At 55.1% G+C, this 24242-nt stretch carries 17 protein-coding genes; 4 read left to right on the plus strand and 13 right to left on the minus strand.

Translation table 11 applies throughout. The features are described from left to right. Position 1 precedes the first annotated feature (1 nt). Positions 2-1717 carry a hypothetical protein gene (locus NQZ67_RS07570; RefSeq protein ID WP_257444291.1) on the minus strand — a complete coding sequence of 572 codons (1716 nt, stop codon included), beginning with the start codon at positions 1715-1717 and terminating at the stop codon, positions 2-4. A gap of 150 nt (positions 1718-1867) precedes the next feature. Between NQZ67_RS07570 and NQZ67_RS07575 the strand changes: the two genes are divergently transcribed. After that, positions 1868-2077, plus strand: coding sequence for a DUF2536 family protein (locus tag NQZ67_RS07575; RefSeq protein ID WP_257444292.1), 210 nt, complete (start codon positions 1868-1870; stop codon positions 2075-2077). A 59-nt stretch (positions 2078-2136) separates the two neighbouring features. Here NQZ67_RS07575 and NQZ67_RS07580 read toward each other — a convergent pair whose 3' ends face one another. Further along, the gene (locus tag NQZ67_RS07580) at positions 2137-4170 is read right to left on the minus strand and encodes a fibronectin type III domain-containing protein (RefSeq protein ID WP_257444293.1); all 2034 of its coding nucleotides are present in this window, start codon (positions 4168-4170) and stop codon (positions 2137-2139) included. Positions 4171-4526: 356 nt separating this feature from the next. Continuing rightward, positions 4527-6062 (minus strand): sulfatase family protein, encoded by a 1536-nt coding sequence (locus tag NQZ67_RS07585; RefSeq protein WP_257444294.1) that lies wholly within the window; start codon positions 6060-6062, stop codon positions 4527-4529. 102 nt (positions 6063-6164) lie between these two features. On the opposite strand from NQZ67_RS07585, the gene NQZ67_RS07590 reads away from it, so the two are divergent. Both NQZ67_RS07590 and NQZ67_RS07595 read left to right on the plus strand, forming a co-directional pair. Then, positions 6165-7034, plus strand: coding sequence for an AraC family transcriptional regulator (locus NQZ67_RS07590; protein ID WP_257444295.1), 870 nt, complete (start codon positions 6165-6167; stop codon positions 7032-7034). A 26-nt stretch (positions 7035-7060) separates the two neighbouring features. After that, on the plus strand, positions 7061-7909 hold the full coding sequence (locus tag NQZ67_RS07595) for an AraC family transcriptional regulator (protein ID WP_257444297.1): 849 nt from the start codon (positions 7061-7063) through the stop codon (positions 7907-7909). Positions 7910-7961: 52 nt separating this feature from the next. On the opposite strand, the gene NQZ67_RS07600 is transcribed toward NQZ67_RS07595, so the two are convergent. The 4 genes from NQZ67_RS07600 to NQZ67_RS07615 all read right to left on the minus strand — a co-directional run bounded on the left by NQZ67_RS07600 (position 7962) and on the right by NQZ67_RS07615 (position 15240). Next, positions 7962-10085: an ABC transporter ATP-binding protein gene (locus NQZ67_RS07600; protein WP_257444299.1), complete on the minus strand. Its 2124-nt coding sequence runs from the start codon at positions 10083-10085 to the stop codon at positions 7962-7964. 1 nt (position 10086) lies between these two features. Continuing rightward, on the minus strand, positions 10087-11832 hold the full coding sequence (locus NQZ67_RS07605; protein WP_257444300.1) for an ABC transporter ATP-binding protein: 1746 nt from the start codon (positions 11830-11832) through the stop codon (positions 10087-10089). Between the two features lie 155 nt (positions 11833-11987). Next, entirely contained in the window at positions 11988-13037 is a 1050-nt protein-coding gene (locus NQZ67_RS07610; RefSeq protein ID WP_257444301.1) for an acyltransferase, read from the minus strand. Between the two features lie 229 nt (positions 13038-13266). Beyond that, the gene (locus NQZ67_RS07615; RefSeq protein WP_257444303.1) at positions 13267-15240 is read right to left on the minus strand and encodes a glycoside hydrolase family 127 protein; all 1974 of its coding nucleotides are present in this window, start codon (positions 15238-15240) and stop codon (positions 13267-13269) included. 131 nt (positions 15241-15371) lie between these two features. Between NQZ67_RS07615 and NQZ67_RS07620 the strand changes: the two genes are divergently transcribed. Beyond that, on the plus strand, positions 15372-16244 hold the full coding sequence (locus NQZ67_RS07620) for a helix-turn-helix transcriptional regulator (protein ID WP_257444305.1): 873 nt from the start codon (positions 15372-15374) through the stop codon (positions 16242-16244). Between the two features lie 496 nt (positions 16245-16740). Here NQZ67_RS07620 and NQZ67_RS07625 read toward each other — a convergent pair whose 3' ends face one another. The 6 genes from NQZ67_RS07625 to NQZ67_RS07650 all read right to left on the minus strand — a co-directional run bounded on the left by NQZ67_RS07625 (position 16741) and on the right by NQZ67_RS07650 (position 24091). Continuing rightward, positions 16741-17730, minus strand: a complete 990-nt coding sequence (locus NQZ67_RS07625) for an IS1595 family transposase (protein ID WP_257444307.1) — start codon at positions 17728-17730, stop codon at positions 16741-16743. A gap of 581 nt (positions 17731-18311) precedes the next feature. Further along, positions 18312-19379 (minus strand): ABC transporter substrate-binding protein, encoded by a 1068-nt coding sequence (locus NQZ67_RS07630; RefSeq protein ID WP_257444308.1) that lies wholly within the window; start codon positions 19377-19379, stop codon positions 18312-18314. Positions 19380-19453: 74 nt separating this feature from the next. Continuing rightward, a complete protein-coding gene (gene yjfF, locus NQZ67_RS07635; protein ID WP_257444310.1) occupies positions 19454-20422 on the minus strand; it encodes a galactofuranose ABC transporter, permease protein YjfF in 969 nt (322 codons plus the stop codon). Further along, positions 20415-21440 carry an ABC transporter permease gene (locus tag NQZ67_RS07640; protein WP_257444312.1) on the minus strand — a complete coding sequence of 342 codons (1026 nt, stop codon included), beginning with the start codon at positions 21438-21440 and terminating at the stop codon, positions 20415-20417. The genes yjfF and NQZ67_RS07640 overlap by 8 nt, the downstream gene beginning before the upstream one ends. Beyond that, positions 21437-22954 (minus strand): sugar ABC transporter ATP-binding protein, encoded by a 1518-nt coding sequence (locus tag NQZ67_RS07645; protein ID WP_257444314.1) that lies wholly within the window; start codon positions 22952-22954, stop codon positions 21437-21439. Before NQZ67_RS07645 ends, NQZ67_RS07640 begins: the two co-directional genes overlap by 4 nt. A gap of 87 nt (positions 22955-23041) precedes the next feature. Then, complete coding sequence (locus NQZ67_RS07650) at positions 23042-24091, minus strand: ABC transporter substrate-binding protein (RefSeq protein ID WP_257444315.1); 1050 nt, start codon at positions 24089-24091, stop codon at positions 23042-23044. Between the last annotated feature and the right edge of the window lie 151 nt (positions 24092-24242).

A 24242-nucleotide genomic window follows, 5' to 3' on the forward strand; every position in this document is an offset into this window, starting at 1 on the left:
CTTATTTTTTCACGAGCGCGGAAAGCATCACCTCGGAGGTCAGCCATCTTCGGAAGACCAGGAACAACGCGACCGGCAGCAAGCTAAGCAATGCTCCCGCTTGCATAACGGCGGGATCCGCCATAACCTCCGGTTCCATCCGGGTCATGTTAAACAGGAATGTCAGCGGCGCTTGCCGCGAAGGATCGTTAATATAAAGGACGGACGGGAGATAGGAATGCCATAGCAGGACGAATTGAAGCACGCCGAGACCGATTAGTGGTTTCCATATGTTCGGAACAAATAGCGTGAAGAAGGCGGCAAGCTCTCCTTTTCCTTCCTTCTCTGCTTGCATCTTCAGATGCGCGTGCTTGCTGTTGAAGATGCTTTTGAGCACGAAGACCGCCGCGAAATTGGTGATCCCAAGAAGCGCAAGCGGAAACACCGTGTTCACCATTCCCGCATTACGGAAAAACATATATTCATGAATAACGGCCGGTCCCGAAAACATGCAAATAATCAAGAACAGCCGGTAAAACGTTCTGCCGGGCAATCGGTTGACGGTCATCGGGTAAGCAAGTACAAGCGCGAAGAGCATGCTTACGATTGTCGCCGCCCCGTATAACAGCACATAGACGATAAGATTGGGTACGGAGATCAGATCGCCAATCGCCAGTTGTTTCTCTCCGGGTGCAAAAAACGGATAAACGAATAATAGAATCATTATCGCGACAACAGCAATTATGGATAGAATCGAAACGGCAGTCCCGGCCACCCTTGAGCCGGAACCTCTTTGAGGCGCGATCCCGTCGCGGGCCAAAGGATGGAAGAGATCGGCTAGAAACGACCCTCTTATCACGAAATAAGCAGCTGCCGCGAAGACGATCTGAATCGCGTATTTCACGAACCAGGCGGCTGAAGCCATGCTGTATTGCCCATTCATCAGCCCTGTTTGATATACGAAATAATCGATCGTTCCCAAGTTTTCGTAAGTTAACGGACTAATGAGAAGGAGCAGAAGCTCCTGATCCGTCGTAGCGAAAACGGACAGCTGAATAAGCGCAACGGCGATAATAGCTCTCGCGGCAGGCTTGCCGGTCATTCTCCAAAAACCGTGGGCGCTCTGTACCTCCGATGTCGCGGAAGCGTGCTTGGCCGCAATTGCCGTTACGGCTGCCAGAATGGAAATACCGCTGGTTTTGAAAACTTCTGCCGAGAGCGGGATAAGCACGGACGATCCGCTTCCGAGGAGCAAAGGCCGTTCGGACAACGAAAACGGCGAAAGCGATGGATTAAATAAAAGAAGAATCCAATAACCGACAAGGACGGATGGCAAAAAGTATGGCAGCACTAGAACGGACGCGCTCCACCCCCGTAACCGAGGAGAACGGATCCCGCTGAGCGAGATGGCGGCTGCGAACGCTATACCGGCCGAGAGCGCGAAATAGGCGAGCTTATACGTTACCGTATTCACGAACGTTTCCCGGAAATATGGCTGGGAAAATAGCATCCGGTAATTCCCGAAGCCGATCCACTCGCTTGCGAATAAACCAAGGAAAGGCTTATAGTCGACCATCGACATATACAGCCCTTGCAGCAAAGGCCATATTTTAAAAACAAACAAAAAAATCATGGCGGAAATGACGATCACGTAATGCAGCTTATATTGCCAGATTCTTACGGCAAGCGGTTTCTCCCCCATGCTGGATGACAAAGATTCTGCAACATTCGGTTCCAAAAAGAGACTCCTCCCTATTCGTACAATGATTACCTCATCTTACCATTCCATATGTGGATTGAATACTATCCGATTGGATGGCTTGACGAAGCAGGTTATAATGAACGTAGTCGTGTATCTTCATTAGGATTGAGGAGGAACGGAAGAAGAATGGAGTTTAGACTCGACCTTATCGAAACGAAAATCGAATTTTTCGAAGCTTCCAACCTGAAGTCGCTGGAAGAGCAGATCGGGAAAGCGATCGAGGTCAACAAAGCCTTAATGCTGGACGTGCACGCCGTGTCCCATCAGGCGGTGTTCGACCCCCGAAGCGAGAAGATGCGCTACAGCGCAGTCGTGCATTTTAAGCTGAAAAAGTAGGACGACGCATGAATAACGGCCTCTGCGCGCCAAAGCGGCGCGCGAGGCCGTTGCTGTTTTTATTGATGCTGCCAAAGGGCGGGAGCGTTAGGCGGCTCCCAGCCCGCAAGCGAGGTATGCGGCTGAAGGCATTTGTAGGTTTGGCCGGCGAAGGTAACGATATCTCCCGCGGCGTAGCTCTTTCCGGCCGTCCAGGCCGATGAGTCTCCGCCGCCCTCTCCGCCCGTCGTGGAAGCCTGCAGCGGACTGCTGGCTGCCGACAAGTTGCCGGCGGCGTCTCTCGCCTTGACGGTAAACGTATAGGCGGTGCTAGGGGTAAGTCCGTTTATTATCGCGGAAGTGCCCGTTACGTTAACGCTTGCCGAACCATAATAGACCGTATACCCCGTCACGCCGACATTGTCGCTCGAAGCCATCCACGAGAGGCTGACAGAGCTCGCGTTCGCGCTGGTGCTTGCGAGTCCGCTTGGCGCGGTCGGCGCCGCCGTATCGCCTCCTCTGCCCGTGCCGGGACCGCTTCCGCATGACCCGACCGTTCGCCACACGCCCCAAGCCCCGCTTAGATCGGGACGGTCTCCTTTGGTCCACCATTGCGCTTCATATAAGCTTCCTCCGTAGGAGACGCGCTGCCCCTGTGTATATACCGCGTCTGCGCTCCAGGCTTGAACGCTGCAGACGCCCCCCGCATCCGTCGTGACCGTAATTCCCGCGCTTGCCGGCGACATATTGCCTGCGACGTCTTTGGCTTTCACCTTGAAGGTGTAAGATGTGCCGGCGGACAACCCGCTCACCGTTGCGGTCGTTCCGGTCACGCTTGCCGTCTGCCCCGCTCCGTATTCGACGACGTAGCTCGCAATGCCGGTATTATCCGTCGAGGCGCTCCAAGATAAGCTGACGCTGGACGAGGTTTTGCCCGTGCTGACCAGATTCGCCGGCGCCGTCGGCGGCGTCGTGTCATCCCCGCCCCCGCTGCCGCCTCCGAACTGGTCTAGATAGGCGCGGTGACTCGTCGAAAATTCGTAATTCACGAATTTATCCCAGTTGATCGACCAGGTCATGACCCCGGATAGCTCCGGATAGCCTGCAGGGTTTCGCAGGATGTAGCTGCCCCCGTACGACTGGCCTTTGATCAAATAGTCAAGCGCTTTATGAACGCCCGCCGGGGACGTATACCCGCCCCCCGCCGCCTGCGGGGAGGCCGGCAGGCCGATCACGATTTGGTCCGCGCGAAGCGGCGGGAACATGTTGTTCGCGTTGCCGCCGACCGGGAAGCCGACAAGCAGCATCTCGGCCAGCGCCACGTGAAAGTCCGGCGTGCCTTGCGTATAGGATCTGCCGTCGAGGCCCATCATGGAACCGGAATTATAATGCTGAACGTGCAAATAATCGAGGTCCCCGCGCAGCGCGTGAATAACGGGGAGATACGCGCCCCATGGACCGCCGTACGTGCTGGAGCCGCCCTGAACGTAAGCGGTCTCCGGAGCCATTGTCAGCATGAACCCCGAACCGTAGCCGGCCAAAATCTCTTTGGAAGCCGCGATCAAATTTATAATTTTCGGCGTTGTGGGATTCTTGAAATCCGTATCGCCCGCGTTCAGCGCCAAGGAGCTGCCTTCGAGGTCGATGTCGAAGCCGTCGAAGCCGTACAGATCAATAATGCCCTTCATCGTGCTGACAAACGTCTGCTTTGCCTGTGCTGTCATCAGCTCGACAGTGCCGTTGGCGCCGCCGATCGAGATCAGCACCTTCTGCCCTCGGGCTTGCAGGTAATCGACGTCGGCTTGAAACTCTGCCACCGTCGCGTTATACGGAACGAAGGCCATGTTCCCCGTATGCGAGCCTCCCAGGGGCTCCGCGAACGCGACTTGGATGACGTCGAAGTCGGGCGAAATGTCTCTCAGCCTAATATTGGTGGAGCCGTTATCGAAATTATGCCAATAGCCTACTATAATCTTGCCGCCCGCAGCGGCCGCTTCGGCCGCTTCGACTTTCGGTGCGGTGAGCTGGAAGCCGGTTACGACGAGCAGAGCCGCTAACGCGGCGATCAAACCTCTCATTGCAGGAGTTAATTTACCGGTATGTACTAATGTCATAGAAATCCCCTTTCGCCGATGGAATGAAATCATAGTCACTATACATGTAAGCGATTACAATTCAGCCGTAACGAATAGCACCTCCTTTTTGTCGTAATGAGTACGGTTGTAGATTCAGAGTGCGATGAGTGGCGGATTTGCTAACAGGTTGGAAAGAAATGAGGGAGCGAATAAAACAGTAGAAGAAGCTTCTGCGGATACTTCTATTTTGACGGGGACCTTCAAGAATGGAAAGGAGAATATCCTGCAAGGATAGGGGAAATTTCTACGGTGAACAAAAAAGAGAGCTTCTGGCGGAAGCTCTCTCGATGATTATGAACGTTGACGCTCGGCCTTGTACCGATGCGGGTGCCCTGCTATGCGTGCCAGATCCGGGGCATCGGCATGGACTCCTTGCCAAGCTCGGCCCAGATGTACTTCAGCAGCAGCTCCGATTTCAAATCCGCGTAGGCGGGATCCTCCCATCGGTTATGCAGCTCTCCGGGGTCCTCGGCCAAGTCGAACAGCTCGCCGTAAGTTTGATTGTAGTACACCGTTATTTTGTAGCGCTCGTCCACGTACGTTTTCTGATGAATGGTCGTTGCTTCGTGCCTGAATTCGCAAATCGCGTGATCCCTGGCATACGGCTTGTTCCCCAGCCAAACCTCCTTCTGGTCGACGCCCGTCATCGCGTGCGGAACGGGAACGCCGCTGAAAGACAGGAACGTCGGCGCGAGGTCCACGAGCGACTGAATGGCGTCCGACCGCTTGCCGGCCGGCACCTGCCCCGGGTAACGGACGATGAACGGCAGCTTGATCAGATCCTCGTAATGGAAGCCTCCTTTGGCCTGCAGTCCGTGCTGCCCGAAGAAATGGCCATGATCCGTCGTGAACACGACGATCGTGTTGTCCGCCATACCGAGCTCATCCAGCTTATCCAGGATATGACCGATATATTTGTCCATCAGGCTGATCATTCCGTAATAAACGGCGACCAGCTTCTTCTTGTCGTAATCGGTCAATCTCGCATTGGCGCCGTATTCGTATTCGTGGTGGGAGCGATAGCCGTGAATGCCGTACCCGCTCTCCATCAAATGGGAGAAATCCGGATTGTCCTCCTGCGTCATGCCGAAATGCGGCGGGTTCCGGTCATGCTCGCCCGGCACGAGCGACGGGATCGTCAAGCTGTCCGGGTCGTACATCGTATCCCAAGGCTCCGGCGCCAAATATTCCGGATGCGGATCGAAGAAGCTGGACCACAGCATGAACGGCTCGCCCGTATCCTTGTACTGCTCGAGCAGCGCGCTCGTCCGTTCCGCGATCCACGTATTATAATGAAACTCCTCGGGAATCGGCCACTTATACGTTTGGGAAGGATCCATCGTGCCCGTCGGCGGCAGGAAGTAGTCCCTCCAATTCACGCACCCCTTCTCTTCCATCCATAGCGCGTAATGCTGGCCGACATGCGCCTCGTTCGTATGATTCCGCGCCAGCTCCACATGGTCGAAGCCGTAGAACGGACCTTCGAACGATTTCCAATGCTCCAAATCCTGCAGCACGGGATAGGCCTCGACCGAAGGATATTCCTCCGTCGAACGAAGCGGCTGGAAATGCGCCTTGCCAATTAGGGCCGTCTGGTAACCAGCATCGCGAAGCTCGTCTCCTACCGTAAGACGGTCCTCCAGCAGCTTTGTGCCGAGGGTCCACGCCCCATGCTGGCTTGGATGCATGCCCGTTATGATGGAGGCTCTGCTAGGCGTGCAGGTTGGATTCGGACAATACGCGCGCGAGAACATCGTCCCTTCCCGGGTCAGCCGATCCAGGTTCGGCGTCCGAAGCTCGGGGTTGAACGCCCCGATCGTATTCCAATGCTGTTGGTCGCTTGTAATCAACAAAATATTAGGTTTTCTCATCCGTGAATCGCCTCCTATGGTATAATTTTAGGAGGAATAATCCTAGTTGACCATATCCGAATATCAGGTACAACCATCCGATTATAAGCAGGGAGCAACTTCATGACGTTGCAGGACGACAGACGGGAAACCGCGGAATTTCTGTTTTACACGCCGGGAGCCTGGGAGCGGAACGAGCAGCTGTGGACGATCCGCGCCGGCCACAGCGTGACGAAGCCGGGCTATCAGGCCGGACCGAAGCGCATCGATTGCTACAGCCTTCACTTTATCGTGGCGGGCGAGCTCGAACTGCTGGAGGACGGACGGAGCGTCACGCTTCGGGAAGGCGATCTGTTCTGCTTGTTTCCCGAACGCACCTATACGTACCGGCGCCGGGAGGATTGCCTCGATCTGCGGCTGCGCTGGATCGCTTTCGGCGGTCCCGCCGCGGAGCCGCTGCTTGACGAAGCGGGAATAACGCCAGACACGCCTTTTGCGCGCACAAGATTAACGTCATCGATCATGACGATCATCGATCAGCAATTCCGCGTTCTTCGGAATGAGGAAGGCAGCCCTTCGCAGACTAGCCGGGGGCTTATTCTGCAGAGCCTGCTGCTTCAGCTGCTCGCGGCTCTAATTGACGGCGGACAGAAGACGAACGCGAGCCTGCCGGATTGGGTCGAGCAGAGTATCGCCTACATCGAGCTGCATGCGGCCGAAGGCTTGACGGTCGAACGACTGGCCGAGATGGCGGGGCTGCATCGGAATTATTTTTCGACCGCGTTCACGGCGGCCGCCGGCAAATCGCCGCAGCAGATCATGACGGAGGTGCGCATGAAGAAAGCGGCCGCTTGGCTGAAGGAGCAGGAGGCGACCGTGACGGAAATCGCCTATTCACTGGGCTATTCCACGCCTTATTCCTTCACGCGGGCGTTCGCCCGTTATTACGGCATGCCCCCGACCGTCTTCCGCGAACGAACGATGAGAGGCTGATGGAATCGAAGGAGGGATTTCAAGAAATGATCAGGCCGGGAGATATGATGCGGCAGCTGAATCAGATGAATTTCAAGGTGCAGCTGGCGGGACACCGGAGGAAAGAAGCCGATTGGAAGCATGAGCCTTACACGCACCGGTTCAACAGCATCTGGCTCATCGCCAAAGGAAAAGCCACCTACGTCATCGACGGCGTCGCCCACGCCGCGGAGCCGGGCAAGCTGTTCGTCATGGCGCCGGGCATGGTCGTGCAGCGGTGGACGGAGGATTCGCAGCCGATCGAATTTTATTTCGTCCGGTTCGGCTACGCATTGTCCTACGAGGAAGAGGGTCGCTGGGTCGCGGGAGCCGAATCCGCGGAACGGCTGCTGCTCAGCGGCGCTTATACGATTCAGAATCCGCTGCCGCTGCTCCATGCTTGCGAGCAGATCAGCGAGCTGATGAAGCAGCGCGGGCAGCTCGTCTTGATGCGGCAGCGCATTCTGCTGCTGGAGCTGCTGACGCTGATCATCGCGGATCTGCGGTCTCAGATCGTAACGGGCCATACGAATACCGTTATCGAGAAGACGATCGATTACATGGTGAATCATTACGACAAGGATATCTCGCTCGACGACCTTGCCGATATCGCCGGCCTCAGTCCGAGTCACTACAGCCGCCTGTTCAAAAAATACGCGGGCAGCACGCCCGTTCACTACTTGACCCAGCTGCGAATGGACCGGGCCAAGGAGCTGCTGACGTTGTCCGATTACCGGATGAAGGCGATCGCCCAGAGCATCGGCTATTCGGATGAGCTTTATTTCAGCCGCATGTTCAAAAAGATGGTCGGCACGTCGCCTAAGGAATACGCGAGAACGCACAAAGCGTCACCCTAACCTTCTCGGAGGGAGAGCTTGCGCAAGGCCTGTGCCGGTACGCGGCTGCCGGCTATCGTGCGTTCTGCGTCCGCACAGCGCCTGATCCCTCGCTGTACTGCAGTTCAACGAGCTTCCGGTAGGCGCCGCCAAGCCGCATTAGCTCCGCATGCGTTCCCGTCTCCTGAATGCGTCCTTTGTGCATGACGATAATGCGGTCGGCGTGTTGGATGGTCGACAGCCGATGCGCCACGATTAGCGTCGTCCGTCCTTGGGACAGCTTCATAAGCCCCCTCTGCAGCGTCTGCTCCGTTTCCGTATCGACATGAGCTGTCGCCTCATCCAGAATGAGCACGTCCGGATTGCTGACGAAGACGCGCAGGAACGCGAGCAGCTGCTGCTGTCCCGAAGAGAGGCGCATGCCCTGCTCCCCGATCCGGGTCTCGTACTGCTGAGGCAGCCTCATAATGAAATCCTCCATCTCAAGCAGCTTGGCGGCCATCCGGATTTCCTCGTCGGAAACCTCCGGACGGTTCATGCGAATGTTATCGTAGACATTGCCCGAGAAGACAAACGGATCCTGCTGGATAACCCCGATCGACGTTCGGAGCTGCTCAAGCTCAAGCTCCCTCAAGTCGCGCCCGTCAAGCTTTACCGTTCCTTCTTGAATATCGTAGAAACGGTTGATCAGCCCGATAATGGAGCTCTTGCCCGCTCCCGTCGCCCCGACGAACGCGACCGTCTCGCCCGGCTTCGCTTCGAAGCTAATATCCCTCAGCACCCATTGCTCGGGCTCGTAAGCGAACCAGACGCGGTCGAACACGATCGAACCTTGCAGCGGCTTCTCCAGCTTAAGCGGCTGCGGGGGACTTGCGATCGTGGGCTTCTCCTCGAGCAGTTCGAATATCCGCTCCGCCGACGCGAGCGCCGTCTGAATCTGCGTATACCGGTCGGACAAAGCCGTCAGCGGCTGGAAAAACTGGCGGACATACGTCGTGAACGCGTATACGATGCCGAACGTAACGCCTGCGGCGAGAACGGACTGTCCGCCGTACCAGACGACGATCGCCAATGCCAAGTTGCCGAAGAACGCGATCAGCGGGTTGAATACGGAGTTGTTGACCGTGCCTCTCATGCCGGCTTTGTAATGCGCTATATTAAAGGCGTCGAATTGCTCCAGCTGCTTGCTCTCCCGCGTGAACATCTGGATCAGGCTCATGCCGGACAAGCTTTCCGCCAGGAACGAATTGAGCCGTGACAGCATCACCCGCGCGACGCGCTGGGCATCTCTTATCATCCCTTTAAAATAAAAGGTAGCGATCAACAAAAGCGGGATAACGGCGAACGATACGAGCGCCAGCTCCAAGTGGAGATAGAGCATGATGCCCGCGATGCCGAATAAGAGCAGCACTTCCTTCGCCAGATTGACGATGACCTGGGAGAACAATTGATTAATCGCTTCGACGTCGTATGCGACGCGCGTAACCAGCCTGCCGACTGGATTCCGGTCGTAATAAGAGGTCTGAAGCTTCGCCAGATGCGAGAACATTCGCTCGCGCATATCGTAAATAATTTTTTGCCCGGTATTCTGCAGCAGGTTAGCCTGCCAGTAGGTGAATAAGCCGGACACGACGACGCTGAGGAGGAACAAGGCCGCGATCCAGACGAAGCCCGCATAGTCCTGCTTGCGGAACGCCGAAACGTCGTCGTCCGTCAGCACCGTTCCTTGCCATTCGGTCCCTTCTTCACTCTTCAGCACCGCTTCTCCGCCCGAACCGGTCCATTGCAGCCCTTCGGCCTTCCCGAGCCACCCTTCGGCCAGAATGTACCGGTCGTCAACTTCGGCAATTTGCGCGGGGTATACCCCCTCCGGCCAACTATTCTCCGTCTGTTTCGCCCGGAAATAAACGGCATCGCCCAACTGGACGGGCTCCCCGTAAATCCGTTTATCCCTCTCCAGCTCCGGAATCCGCGACGCATCCACGGTATAGACCATCGGTTTGCCGATGCCGCCAATCCGGTCGTCGATAGCCGTCTTGACGATCAGCGGCTGGCAGACGGCGGTTATCGCGATCAGCAGGGCGAAGAGAAACGACAGCAGAATGTTTTTCCAATACGGGCCCGCGAAGGCCAGCATCTTCCTCCATAACAAAGCGTCCTTCACGTTACGCTGTTTCTTCTCGTCATGTATATCCACGTTATCCCTCCATCGCGCGGTTCATCGTTTGCTTCTCATAGATGGAAGCGTACAGTCCGCCTTCCTTCATGAGCGACGCGTGATTGCCTCTCTCCACGATTCGTCCGTGGTCCATTACGATAATTTCGTCCGCGTGCCGGATAGCCGACAGACGGTGGCTGGTGATGATGGTCGTTCGGCCCTTCATCATTTTTTTCAAATTTCTAAGAATGCGCTCCTCCGTCTCCGTATCTACTGCGGACAGGCTGTCGTCGAAGACCAGGATCGACGGCTTCTTGATGACTGCTCTCGCGATGCTTACGCGCTGCCGCTGGCCCCCGGACAAGGAAACGCCCCTCTCGCCGAGCGCCGTTTCGAACTGCCTCGGGAACGCGACGATGTTATCATGCACTTGCGCGATTTTGGCGGCCTCGCTTATTTGCTCGCCCGAATAATGCTGGGGATCGAACGCGATGTTTTGGCCGATCGTCGTCGAGAACAGCATGTGCTCCTGCGGAACGAACCCGACCGATTGCCTGAGCCGTTGCAGCGGTATGCCGCGGATGTCGCGGCCGTCGATGAATATCGTGCCTTCGGGCGGATTGTATAAGCGCAGCAAGAGCTGGACGAGCGTTGTTTTGCCGCTGCCGACCTTGCCTACGATCGCCAGGCTTCCGCCGGGAGGCACGCTTAGGTTAATATCTTCCAATACATGCTGCTTGTGATCGGGATAGCGGAAGCTCAAATGCCGGCATTCGATTCGGCCTTCGATCTCCTCCATCGGCAGTGTATCTTCTTCGTCGGCAACCTCGGGAGCCGTATCCAGCACGTGCCGAAGCCGCTCATCGACCGCTTTGCCCCGCTGGAACACGTTGATGACTTTGCCTAAGTTTTCGACGGGCGAGATTAGCATCGTCAAATACGTATTGAACGCGACGAATTGACCGAGACTGATCCCCCCTTTCATGACGAGCAGTCCTCCGAACACGACGGATAACAAATAACTAAGACCGACGATCGCCTGGCTTAGCGCGGAGAACGAGGAGTTCGCTTCGATGAGGAGCCGGTTCGTCTCCACGTTTCGGGCATTCTCTTCCTGGAACTTCTTCATCTCCGCCCGCTCCTGCGCGTAAGCCTTCACGACGCGGATACCCGCGCAGAACTCTTGGACGCGGCTCGTGAGTCCGCCGATCGCCTCCTGCACCATCGTCGTCCGATCTTGAATGCGGGTCCGGAAGCGGTAGGCCAGATAGGTCAAGGCCGGCAGCGGCAACAGAACGATTAGCGTCAACCCGACATGGACGGAGCCGGCCATCGCGAAGATGGCGACCGCAATGAGCACCGCGGCTTCGATCGCGGCGAACACCCCCGTCATGCCGACGTCGCGCATAATGTTCAGATCGTTAACGGCATGCGACATGAGATCGCCGATCCGCTGCCGGTTGAAATATTCCGCGGACAAGCTTTCCCATTTCATGAACAGCTTCCTCCGCACCTGCATCTCCAGCAAGCGCGCTAGGCGGAACAAATAAATACGGCTAATGGAACGGAAGAAGGCCGACAGCAAGCCGATGCCGGCTATCCAGCAGGCAATGCCTATAATCTCCCGTTTTGTAACCGTCATCGACTCGATCAGATCCGTAAAATGGCCGAGAAGGAGCGGAATAATGAGCTGCACCAAACAGGATATGGACAATAACGCTGCACCAATACCGTAATGACCCTTATATTTCTTCAGATGCTCTTGAAACAGTGGCTTGGATTTCACAATCATTTCCTCCCTTTCTGCGCCATGGCTTTAAGTTTACTCCTATACATGCTGGAATTACATGGAGATTACCGCTGACATTTATGGATTATATCGCTTTTTAGAAGAGCGCAAAAAACCGCGTTATCGCAATCGATAACGCGGCTAGACTGTCCTTATCTGCCCCAAAGGAGCCAGGAAAACTTTATTTTTTTGGTCAAATACACGATCAGCCATGGAACCGCAATGACGACCAGCATCGTCACCGCGATGTACGGATGGTAATACATATGCTGCGGCGCGGGATTAAACAACGTCTTCCACGTAGACAGCACGGCCGGGTGGACGAGGTAGATGCCGAACGAGGCGGCGCCAAGCGCAAGCACCCACTGAACGATTCGGGAAGAGCGTTCGGTCACGATTTTGCCGATCCAGATCAAGCTGATGCCGGCCAGTACCGCATACAGGTTGTACAGAATGACGTATGCTGGAGGCCAGTAGCGGGTCCCGTCCTGATTAGCGAGCAGCATCAGCAGATACGTGAACCCAACGAATATCGTCAGTCCGAAAGTCCACCATACCTGCCTGAACTTCTCTGCAAACGTCGCGTAGCTCATGCCGATCGCGGCGCCGACGCCGAACACGATGGCGTAGTTAGGCAGCAGCTTCGCGGAGCGCTCGAACGGTTCCACATAATGATGAATGGAATAGAATACGCCCTGCACAAGCACTCCTAGCAAAACTAGGTGATAGGGCTTCATTCGCAGCTTCCTCACAACGGCCATCAGCAGAGGGAACACCAAATAAAATTGGATGATGATGACCATGAAATAGAGATGGTATCCCGTCTCGCCCCACCACAGCTGGTCGACAAAATCGCGAAAATCGAAGCGGACGGGCTGATGGCCCAGCACCTGGCGGTATAGATAATAAATCGCGGACCAGATCACATACGGCATAACGATAAATTTCAATCTTTTTTTATAAAACTGAACCGCTTGCGGGAAGCTCCAGTCATCATGATAACGGTAGAACAGCACCAGGCCGTTGACCAGGATGAAGACGGGTACCGCAAACATGCTTAATTGATTGGCTACCATGTAGAACGGCGCGGACGCGCTTCCCCAAGGAACGTTGACGCGCGGGTCGGCCGAAACATGAATCAGCAGCACGGCCAATATGGCGACGGCTTTGACGACGTTCAGCTCCACGATATTTTTTTTCATGTTGTTCATTCTCCATTCGGAATCGGTTGAATAGGCGGACAATGCCTTCCCCATTATACAAGCAAGCCTTTACTTTGTCTTAACAATTTTTAGGTTCGGTTTGGCTTACCTAATTTTCCCCCTTCCTGTTCAAAACACCCGCGCAAACAAAAAATCGGCTTAAAAGCATAAAGAAGCCGCCGAGTGCAGAACTTTCCGCCTCGACGGCTCCCAAATGTGACCTATTAGACTATGGCTGCTCCTTCACCCATACCGCCATTTCGCCTTTTCCGCGATTGGCCCATGCGTAATAGGGAATAAATGTTGCCCGTTCCGGCTTCAACCTGACCGAAGCATCGGAGCGGTACAGAGATTGTCCCCATTCCGCGTAGTCCAGCCTGAGCGCGTCCGCTGTAATCCGGTTAAGCCCTCCGGCTAGAGACGCGTCGAACGATACGTGAAGCTCTGCCTTCGCAGGAAGCACGATTTGCTCAATGCCGGCGCCGTTGTCCGCTTCCTCCGCGCAATACACCAGCGGCCCGCGCTGCAGCGCTACTTTTCCGGCATTCACTTTCACTAGCGGATGGCTGCGCACCCTTCTTGCCGGCATCTCCAGGCTCAGCTCGACGGCATCCCCATTGCTCCATTCCCTTTCGATCCGGACGTATCCATCCTTGACGAGGCCGGTCAGGTCGAGAGTCTCGCCGTTGACCCGCACGGAAGCGGACTCGCTCCAGTCCGGAAGACGAAGCGCAAGCTCGAATGAGGTTTCGCGGTCCACGGAAATCTCGTACCGAACGTCGCCGGACCAAGGCATGCCGGAGCTTTGGCTAAGACCGACGGTTGCTCCGCCCACGGACAGATCCACTTTTCCTCCGATATAGAGATGCGAATATACGACCGTGCCTTTAACGGAATAAACGTATTCGCCAAGCGATGCCAGCAGTCTGGCGATATTGGGCGGACAGCAAGCGCAGCCGAACCATTCCTGTCGTACGGGCTTCACGTGATTATAGTTTTTGTTGTTGCCTTCGCATACGGCCGGCGATACTTCAAGAGGATTCACGTAGAAGAAGCTCTTGCCGTCGCGGGACATGCCTGCGATAACCGTATTGTAGAGCGCGCGCTCCAGGACGTCCGCGTAGCGGCTGTCTGGCTCGATCTGCAGCATCCGGTGAGCAAAGAAAATTAGGCCGATTGAAGCGCAGGTTTCAGCGTATGCCGTATCGTTCGGCAAGTCATAGTCGACGGAGAAGGCTTCTCCTTGAGCCATGGAGCCGATCGCGCCCGTAATATACATCTGCTTCGTGACGATATTGTCCCACAATCTTTTGCAGGCGTCGAATAACGTATGGTCCCCCTTCTCTCTGGCAACGTCCGCCATACCGGCAAGCATGTATACCACGCGAACGGCGTGACCGGCTGCGGTAAGCTGCTCGCGCACGGGCAGATGCGCCTGGAAATAAGGAAGATCAACTTTCATAGGCATTCCGCTCCAGTGGGACAGGCCGCCTCTTCTCTCCGTTTCCGCTTCAAAGAAGCTTGGCTGCTGTCCCCGTTCGTCGACGAAATATTGACTCAGCTCCAAATATTTCGAATTGCCCGTAGCGCGATACAATTTCACAAGCGCGAGCTCAATCTCTTGATGGCCGTCGTAACCTGGCATCTGACCGGGGCCGTCACCGAATACCTCAGCAATGTAATCGGCGAAGCGGCACATGATATCGAGCAGCTTGCGTTTGCCGGTCGCTTCGTAATAAGCGACGGCGGCTTCCATCATGTGACCCGCGCAATACAGTTCGTGGCATTCGGTCAAATTCGTCCATCTATTCTCCGGTTCCTTGACGGTGTAGAACGTATTCAAGTATCCGTCTTCCTGCTGGGCAAGGCCAATAATGTCGATCATCTCGTCCGCGATCTGCTCCAGTGCCGAATCCCGCCGCGCGGCCAGCAAGTAGGCTGCCGCCTCAAGCCATTTGGCCACGTCGGAGTCCTGGAACACCATGCCGTAGTAGTCGCCCTGCTGCAGGCCGGCCGCAATTTTGAAGTTACTGACGGCCCCGCTTTTCTCCGCGCCCTCGACGCGATCGTTCAGCGCCTCCCATTGGTAAGGAACAACGACATCCCTGACCAGATCGATGTAGTACGACCAGAACGGATCCGAAATGCTTACCTGCTTATGTGATACTGGCGTTGCGCTTTCGTTTTCAACCGCTTGCCCCATTTATTTTTCCCCTCTCCGTTTTATCATTTTCATACTGATAAATCCGATTATATCCCGTACAATAAATGATAAATAGAAGCAAACCCAACCAACTTCTTTCAAAATATCACACAGCATATGAGGTGCTTCCCATGTCGGACTCTCCGTCATTCATCTACTTTGCGGCACCCCCGCTCCCCTATTTCTTGGAAAGCGGGGAAACGTTGTACGAAGCCGGCGACCGGCATCCGAGCCGGCAGCATCTTGGCATGTTCGATTGGCTGATTGTAGAATCCGGCTGTCTGCATATCGGCGAAGAAGAAGCACAATGGTCACTGAGCGGCGGGCAATCGCTAATTCTGCTGCCTGACAATTATCATTACGCCATACAGTCGTGCACGGAGCGGACGCGTTTCTATTGGATTCACTTCCAAGCGGTGGGCGAGTGGCTGCAATCGGAGCAGGCTCACGGAACGCTCGACCAAGAGAGCCATGCCGCCCGGTTTAAGACAACGCCGTATTCGCTCACTCTGCGCAAGCAGTGGACGCTCCCCTATCCCGAACAAGCCTATCAGCTGGCGCGTAAGCTGAACAGGTCGGGCGGCGAGCGTCAATCGAACGCGTTCTGGAGCCGTCAGCAGACATTCGAAGAATTGCTGCGGATCATGGACTTGCGTCAGAACGACCTGTATGCGAGTCCGGTCGTCACGCTGGCCGAGAAGGCAGAGACGTTTTTGAAGGCCCACTACCGCTCGCAAGTAACAAGCCAGATGATGACCGAGGCGCTCAACTTCCACTATAACTACATCACGAGATGCATGAAACAGGTATACGGCATGACGCCCTCCGAATATTTGACCGCTTATCGAATTGAACAAGCGAAGCTGCTGCTCTTAAAAACCGAATGGCCGATCGCGGTCGTCGCGGAACAGGTCGGTTACGAAAGCGCGCCTTATTTCACCTACTCCTTCTCGAAGAAGGCTGGCATTTCGCCCGCAAAGTTCCGTAAGCAATACATGAAATAACCCCTTACCCTTGCTGGACATGTGAAGGCGGGATAGAACGCAAGGAATCGTTTTATCCATGCAAATAAAGTAGAACGCATTAGAACATTAGAGCACTCGAGCTCTTGTCGCTCTAGTTCGCTTTAAATTGCTTTAGATTGCTTTAGATCGCTTTAGATTGCTTTAGATTGCTTTAGATTGCTTAGATCTAAATTTCTTCTTAGTTCACTTACTATTTTCGGCTTTAGTAAGCTCTTGAACGGTTTTAAACCCTTTAGCACGCTATCCCTTCAACTCAGGAACAGTTCAGGTGACGCGATCCCTCCAAGTCTCTCAAAAAAGGCTGCTGGAGGATTCGAAAAGTGGAAGCTAAGAATGGAGGACGAGTATGTAGGATATATAGGGTATGGAGAGTATGTAGGATATGAAGGTATACAAGATGAATTACACATAGCATGAGTACAATCCTGTCAGTAACGCTGTCGGGGTGCTGAAGCATGGATGTAAAGAGTTCGGGTCAGCTCGCCTGTTTAAAGAATACTTCAGATGAAGTCTTCGTTTGCGCTTCGCTCAACCATTCTGCAGCAGTCGTGCTATAATCTGACATCCTCTTTATCAACCAGCTCATAGAAGTAAGCGGATCATCCAGCTTTCGGTTCAAACGAAAACAGAACTCGTCCAAGTAAAGCTGGGCATACTTTGGACCAATCCCGTGAAATTGATCGTTTATCCACTGGAAAGCTTCGGACGCGATAATGGAGAGCGGGTAAAACGGCCGCTGTACCTGCTGTTGGTAGGCATTGCCGTTGCCGTTAACCGTCTTCTTCTTGTTCAACATCGAAGCAGAAATCTTGCGAATTTGCTGCGACCGAACATTTAATTGCAAATCGGACGATATAGCATCGCAATAGCGATCCTGAAAGTCCTTCTTTTCCTCCGCAAGCAAGGCAGTTCGGGATTGGACATTCCGATCAATTCGCTTGATCTTAAAATATGTCGCTCCTTCCGAGTTTCTTCCTTTCGCAATAATGACGGATCGTTCTTTACTTAAATTATCGTCTGTCGGCATCAGCTGCCTCATAAACACTTCGTGTTTAGCCTCGATCTTGCCTTGAAGCAATTGGCCGCTGTCAGACTCGGAAATGGCAACACGAATTAGATGCAGCATTCTCCAGGCTGTCTTGTAGCTGACCTCCAGCACTCCCGACAACTTCTTGGCATTCAGCGCCGCTTTATCGCACGACACCAAATACATAGCTAACAGCCACTTTCTAAGCGGCGTACTTGTCTTATGCATCATCGTGCCCGATGTCAGTGACGTTTGAGCTCCGCAACGCACACATTCGAATAATGGAAGACGTCTATTGGCAATGCGATACGCTTCGCGAGAAGGACAATGGGGACAACGGAATCCGTCGGGCCATTTCCAGTTCTCCACTGCCGCTATGCAGGATTCTTCATTCATAAATTTTTGTTCGAACTGATCGATAAACGCCTGTAGCACCATGTTCACCTCCAATTAAAAGAACATATGTTCCCATTTATTATAACAAAGGATTACTTTGTATGCAACACTGTCCCTTTTGTAAAGTTGGACTTCATTATCAATGAGTGCAAAAAGGGAGAACTGGAAAGACAGCACGGAAAGACAGTCTTCCTGAGCTGAAGGGAGTGTGAGCTAAACGAGTAGAAAAACAGTCTTCCTGAGCTGGAGGGAGGGTGAGTTAAATGAGTTGAAAAACAGTCTTCCTGAGCTGAAGCGAGATTGAGCTAAACAAAAAAAATGACAGAATTCCTTTGCTAGAGGGAAATTGAGATAACTAGCACACATGCAGCCTCTATGAGCAAGAGTGATGTTGAGCCTACCTAAGCCGGAGGGAGAGTGAGCAAAACGCAAACTAAGACATCCCCCCACGTAACGAACTAGAATCCCGGCTTTCATCGGCATCTCTATCGGCATAAAAAACACCCCATCGTCGGCGACAAAGGGGCTGATCGTTCCAATACGTTATCGATTTCTCTGCATTCATCCCTCTCATCAAGCCTCATAATCAAGAACTCGAAAGGGTTGCTGGCGGCTTTGACTTACTAATACTTTCGATTTGCGACCTCTCTCTCCGCCGTCACTTCCGTGTAGATCCGTTCCGGCGTAATGATTCGTTTCGGGAGAGTACGGCCGTCCATCAGCTCCAGCACCGCCTGCATCACGTTCGGTCCCAGCATCGGATTGCATTCTACGACCGCGTTAATTTTGCCTTCGACCATCATTTCGAATGCCTGCCGCGTGCCGTCCACGGAAAGAATGATGATATCCTTGCCCGGCTTCAAGCCGTATTCCTCAACCGCTTCGATCGCTCCCAGCGCCATATCGTCATTATGCGCGTACAGGACGTCGATCTCGTTTCCGTGCTCTTCCAGAAACGATTTCATAACCTCTTTGCCTCTTTCTTGCGTGAAATCGGCAGGCTCGCTGGCGAAAATGTTCAGCTCCGCCCTTTCGGCGATCGCTTCCCGGAAGCCCGCCCCTCTATCGATGGAAGGCGATGCTCCTTCTGTTCCCCGCAGCTCCGCGATTCGAATCTCGCCGATCCGGTCCCTCATTTTATCCAGCAAATACCGTCCCGCCATTCGCCCTTCTTCATAGAAATCGGAGCCGATGAAGGTCACGTACAGCGATTGATCCGCAAGCTCCATCTTCCGGTCGAGAATGAGCAGCGGGATGCCGGCCTCCTGCACCTCGCGCAAGACCGGCTCCCAGCCAGTCTCGACAACCGGCGCGATGGCAATGACGTCTACCCCCTGCTCTATGAACGAACGGACCGCTTCGATCTGCTTCTCCTGGGATTGCTCGGCGTTCTCGAGCAGCAGCTCGATGCCCGCTTCCTTCGCCGCTTCCTGTATCGAATTCGTATTCGCGATCCGCCAATCGCTCTCCGAGCCGAGCTGCGAGAAACCTAGCTTCACCTGGCGCGTCACCGGCTCGGACTCCTCCGTCGCGATACGGTCCGCCGAAGCGGGCTCTTGCTTTCCGCTTAAACCTTCAGGATCGCCGCCAGATCCCGACGTCTCGCAGCCGACGATTCCCGCGAGCAGGAACAACATCAATACGAGAAGACCCGCCGTCCTGCTCCCCCTTACTTCGAATGCGCTTCTCATGTCTACTCCTTCCCCATTCGCTAACATGGATGAAAGAGGGAATTCGACATTAATCCGCCGATTCCCTCTTCCTTCTAAGCGCGATGTTTTTGAAGCAGCTGCCGGCCGCTGAACAACTTCTGCAGCACGATGAACAAGAACAGGAGCAGGCCGATTACGATACGCGTCCACCAAGAGCTGAGCGTTCCCTCGAAGCTGATAATCGTCTGAATGACGCCCTGGATCAGCACGCCGAACAACGTGCCGGCCACATAGCCGAAGCCGCCGGTAAGCAGCGTTCCGCCGATGACGACCGCCGCGATCGCGTCGAGCTCCATGCCGATCGCGTGCAGGCCGTAACCCGAGAGCATGTAGAACGTGAAGACGACGCCGGCGAGCGCGGAGCAGAAGCCGCTGAACATGTATACGCCGATCTTCGTCCGCGCGACGGGCAAGCCCATCAGCACCGCCGATTGCTCATTGCCTCCGAGCGCATACGTGTTGCGGCCAAAACGGGTATAGTGAGCCATGTAGAATGCAGCACCGAACACGAGCAGCGCGATCAGCACACTGATGGAGACGAAGCTCCCGCCCGGAAGCGTTAACTTGGTCTGCGCCATGGACGTGTAGAACGCGTTGTCGATCGTGATCGTATTCGTGCTGATGACGTAGCACAGCCCTCTGGCGAGGAACATGCCGGCGAGCGTCACGATAAACGGCTGGATTTTAAAATAATGGATAATGGCGCCCATCCCCGCGCCGAATGCGGAGCCAAGGATGAGAACGAGCGGGATGACGGCGGCCGGAGACCAGCCGTCCTGCAGCAGCGTAGCCGATATCATCGTCGTGAGCGCGATGACGGATCCGACGGACAAATCGATGCCCCCGGATACGATGACGAACGTCATGCCGATCGCCACGATCAGCAGGAACGCGTTGTCGATGAACAAATTGAGCAGCACCTGCGCGGAGAAAAAGCCGGTGTAGCGGAACGATCCGGCGATAAAGATGAACGCGAAGAGGGCGACCGTTACGAAAATCGGCATATGCTGTCTTTTAAGCATGGCGGGTCAACTCCTTTTCGGCCGGGTAGCGGCGCGTTCTCCATCTTCGCATGAGCGTCTTACGGAACGATTCGGATTGGATCAGGCAGACGACAAGAACGACGAACGCTTTGACGACGAGCGTAATTTCCGGCGGTACGCCGATCGTGTAAATCGTCGTCGTGAGCGTCTGGATGATTAGCGCCCCGATGACGGTTCCCGCCAAATAAAACCGGCCGCCGTTCAGCGAAGTGCCGCCGATAACCACCGCAAGAATCGCGTCGAGCTCATACCAGAGGCCTGCATTGTTCCCGTCCGCGCTCGATACGTTCGAGCTCAGAATAAGGCCGGCAATCCCGGCGCACAATCCGCAGAACAGGTAAACCGCGATCATGACCGCCCGCGAACGAATGCCCGCAAGACGGCTGGCCACCGGCTTGTTGCCGACCGATTCGATGAACAGGCCGATCGCCGTCTTCCGCGTCAGGAGAGAGGCGGCCGCGAACATAACCGCAACGATAAAGATCGAGAACGGCAGCGTGAACAGCGAGCCCGCTCCGATATATTCATAATTGTCGCTCGTCACCGTAATAATCTGACCGCTAGTTATTAGCTGAGCGATGCCTCGCCCGGCAACCATAAGGATCAATGTGGCGATGATCGGCTGAATGCCGACGCCCGCGACGAGAAGGCCGTTCCAAAGCCCGAGCGCGAGAGACAAGGCCAGCGACATCAGAATGGCCGTCGCTACGAGGCCGATCGAATTCTGATCCGCGCCTTTGCTGATCGTAAGGCAAGCCATCGCGCCCGCGATCGCCACGATCGAACCGACCGACAGATCGATGCCTTTGGTCGCGATAACGAGAGTCATGCCGATCGACACCAGAATGAGCGGCGCTCCGAAATTCAATATATCGATCAAGCTTCCGTACAGCTGTCCTTCCCTAAGCTTGATCGAGAAGAACGACGGATCGTACAGCAAGTTGAACAACAACAGCAAGGCCAATACGGTTACCGGCCAGAACAAATGATGCTTCATCCTTCTCCCCCTCCGGCAATCGCCTTCATCACTTGCTGCTCGCTCATGTCGTCGCCCGACATTTCCTTCACTTTCCTCCGGTCCCGAAGCACGGCGATCCGATCGCTGACCCGGAGCACTTCCTCCAGCTCCGACGAGATGAACAGGACAGACATGCCCTTCTCGGACAAGGACATAACCAGCTTCTGAATTTCCGCCTTCGCCCCGATGTCGATGCCTCTTGTCGGTTCATCGAGAATAAGCAGCTTCGGGTCGGTCAGCAGCCACCTTGCAAGCAGCACCTTCTGTTGATTGCCTCCGCTCAAGTTTTTGATCAGCTGGTCGGGGTTGGGCGGATTAATGTTCAGCGCTTCGATGAACTGCTCCGCGATTTCCGACTGCCGCTTCTTCGAAATGCTGCGGAACCAGCCTTGGGAGGCTTGGAGCGCGAGCACGATATTTTCCCGGATCGTCAGGTCGTCGATGATTCCTTCGCCCTTCCGGTCCTCGGAGCAGAAAGCAATGCCCTGATCGATGGCTTGTCTCGGCGTATGCACGGCGCCGGCTTCTCCCATGCGGAGCGAGCCTTGATCGGGACGGTCCGCTCCGAAGAGCAGCCTGGCCGCTTCGGTTCTGCCCGAGCCGAGCAGACCTGCGAACCCGACGATCTCGCCCTTGCGGATCGAGAGATCGAACGGCTCAATAGAGCCCTTCCGGCCCAGAGACTTCGCTTCGAGCAGCAGCTCGCCGGCCGCTTCGTTTGCGTCCGCCTGCTGCTTCGGGAGCTCCTCGAGCAGCTTCAGCTCCTTGCCGATCATCTTGGAGACGAGTTCTATACGGGGCAGCGCGGAAGCCGCGTATTCCCCTACAAATTCTCCGCCCCGGAGAATGGTTATTCGATCGGAAATTTCATACACCTGGTCAAGGAAATGCGTGACGAACAAGATCGCGAGGCCTTCGCCCTTCAGCTTGTTCATAACGTCGAACAGCTGGCGCACCTCGCCTCGGTCAAGGCTGGATGTCGGCTCGTCGAGGATGAGCACCTTCGCCGAGATGTTCAGCGCCCTTGCGATCGCAACCAGCTGCTGGATTGCAATCGGATACGCGTGAAGCGGCAGCGTCACGTCGATCGACAAATTCATCCGCTCCTCCAGCAAGCTTGCGGCGGCGCGGTTTACTTCCTTCCATAGAATACGGCCGAACCGTCTTGGCTCTCTGCCGATGAATATATTTTCCGCTACGGATAAATTCGGGCATAAATTCACTTCCTGATAGACGGTGCTGATCCCCGCCTCTTGCGCGTCCTGGGGGCTTTGAATCGCAATGCGCTTCTGTTCCATCTCCACATAGCCTTGGTCAATCGAATAGACGCCCGTAAGCACCTTGATCAGCGTCGATTTGCCGGCGCCGTTCTCGCCCATCAAAGCGTGCACCTCGCCGGGGAACAGACGGAACTGAACGCCCGACAGCGCTTTGACGCCAGGGAAATGCTTGTGGATATCTTTCATATGCAGTATGGGCCGGCGTTCTTCCATTGGTATGCTCCTTTCTATTTCGAACAAAAGCCGTCCCGGCGCATCGCCGGGAAACGGCTTTTGTTCGTACTCGCTTTTTCCGGCGTCTTAATATTTACGGTTCGGCAGCTCGCGTTTCGCGTCCTCGGACGTGAACACGCCTTCCTCCGTAACAATGCGCTTCGGAATTTCTTTGCCTTCCATGACGTCATTGACCGCTTGCATCAGCTGAGGCCCGAGAAGCGGGTTACATTCGACGATGAAGTTGATCTTGCCTTCGCTCGCGGCGACGAAGCCGTCTTTGACACCGTCTACCGAAATAATGATGATGTCTTCGCCCGGCTTGAGGCCGGCCGCTTCGATCGCTTGGATCGCGCCGAGCGCCATGTCGTCGTTATGGGCGTACAGCACGTCGATGTCGTCATGCGCTTTCAGGAATGCCTGCATGACCTCTTTGCCTTTGGCGCGCGTGAAATCGCCGGTCTGGGAAGCGATAACCTTCAGCTTCGGATTGGAAGCGATCACTTCCGCAAAGCCCGCCATGCGGTCGTTCGCCGGAGCGGAGCCCGTCGTGCCTTGCAGTTCGACGATGTTCACGTCCTCCGTCGCGTCCTTGAACTGCTCGACCAGCCAAGTGCCGGCGCGGCGTCCTTCTTCGACGAAGTCGGAGCCGATGAACGTTTCGTAGAGCGAAGTATCCGAGGAATCTACCGCGCGGTCCGTCAGAATGACCGGAATGCCTGCGTCCTTCGCTTCCTTCAGCACCGTATCCCAGCCGGATTCGACGACCGGCGAGAATGCGATGACATCCACCTTCTGTTGAATGAACGTACGGATCGCTTTAATTTGATTCTCCTGCTTCTGCTGCGCGTCGGAAAACTTCAGCTCGAAGCCGGCTTCCTTCGCGGAGTCCTGAATCGATTGCGTATTGGCCGTCCGCCAGCCGCTTTCCGCGCCGACCTGCGAGAAGCCGAGCGTAATCTTTTTGTCGCCTTGCTCCGGAGACGGAGCGGCCGACGCTTCGGTCGTCGGGGTGTTCGAAGCCCCGCTTTCGTTGTTGGACGGCGAATTGGTTCCCGCGTTGCCGCCGCACGCCGCCGTGATTACCAGCATGACGGAGGCCAGCAGCGCCAGCCCTTTCTTTTTTGTTGCTTTCATGTTTTTCATTCCTCCCCTTGTAAGTAACCAACTCCATTGGTTTGAGTCGATTATAGAACGCTTAAATACGGTTCTTATACGGAGTTTCATGCGTATTCCTTGTAAATTTTTACGCGATTGCGTCAACTCCGCCCGCTTTGGTTTGCTTTTT

This window comes from Paenibacillus soyae, from assembly GCF_024623455.1.
Lineage (GTDB): Bacteria > Bacillota > Bacilli > Paenibacillales > Paenibacillaceae > Pristimantibacillus > Pristimantibacillus soyae.

Excerpts from the sequence above, each read along its gene's own strand:
- NQZ67_RS07640 (WP_257444312.1), bottom strand. The coding sequence starts at position 21,440 with ATGAAGCATCATTTGTTCTGGCCGGTAACCGTATTGGCCTTGCTGTTG.
- NQZ67_RS07630 (WP_257444308.1), bottom strand. The coding sequence starts at position 19,379 with ATGAGAAGCGCATTCGAAGTAAGGGGGAGCAGGACGGCGGGTCTTCTC.
- NQZ67_RS07620 (WP_257444305.1), top strand. The coding sequence starts at position 15,372 with ATGTCGGACTCTCCGTCATTCATCTACTTTGCGGCACCCCCGCTCCCC.
- NQZ67_RS07645 (WP_257444314.1), bottom strand. The coding sequence starts at position 22,954 with ATGGAAGAACGCCGGCCCATACTGCATATGAAAGATATCCACAAGCAT.
- NQZ67_RS07615 (WP_257444303.1), bottom strand. The coding sequence starts at position 15,240 with ATGGGGCAAGCGGTTGAAAACGAAAGCGCAACGCCAGTATCACATAAG.
- NQZ67_RS07650 (WP_257444315.1), bottom strand. The coding sequence starts at position 24,091 with ATGAAAGCAACAAAAAAGAAAGGGCTGGCGCTGCTGGCCTCCGTCATG.
- NQZ67_RS07590 (WP_257444295.1), top strand. The coding sequence starts at position 6,165 with ATGACGTTGCAGGACGACAGACGGGAAACCGCGGAATTTCTGTTTTAC.
- NQZ67_RS07580 (WP_257444293.1), bottom strand. The coding sequence starts at position 4,170 with ATGACATTAGTACATACCGGTAAATTAACTCCTGCAATGAGAGGTTTG.
- NQZ67_RS07575 (WP_257444292.1), top strand. The coding sequence starts at position 1,868 with ATGGAGTTTAGACTCGACCTTATCGAAACGAAAATCGAATTTTTCGAA.
- NQZ67_RS07610 (WP_257444301.1), bottom strand. The coding sequence starts at position 13,037 with ATGAAAAAAAATATCGTGGAGCTGAACGTCGTCAAAGCCGTCGCCATA.
- yjfF (WP_257444310.1), bottom strand. The coding sequence starts at position 20,422 with ATGCTTAAAAGACAGCATATGCCGATTTTCGTAACGGTCGCCCTCTTC.
- NQZ67_RS07595 (WP_257444297.1), top strand. The coding sequence starts at position 7,061 with ATGATCAGGCCGGGAGATATGATGCGGCAGCTGAATCAGATGAATTTC.
- NQZ67_RS07585 (WP_257444294.1), bottom strand. The coding sequence starts at position 6,062 with ATGAGAAAACCTAATATTTTGTTGATTACAAGCGACCAACAGCATTGG.
- NQZ67_RS07625 (WP_257444307.1), bottom strand. The coding sequence starts at position 17,730 with ATGGTGCTACAGGCGTTTATCGATCAGTTCGAACAAAAATTTATGAAT.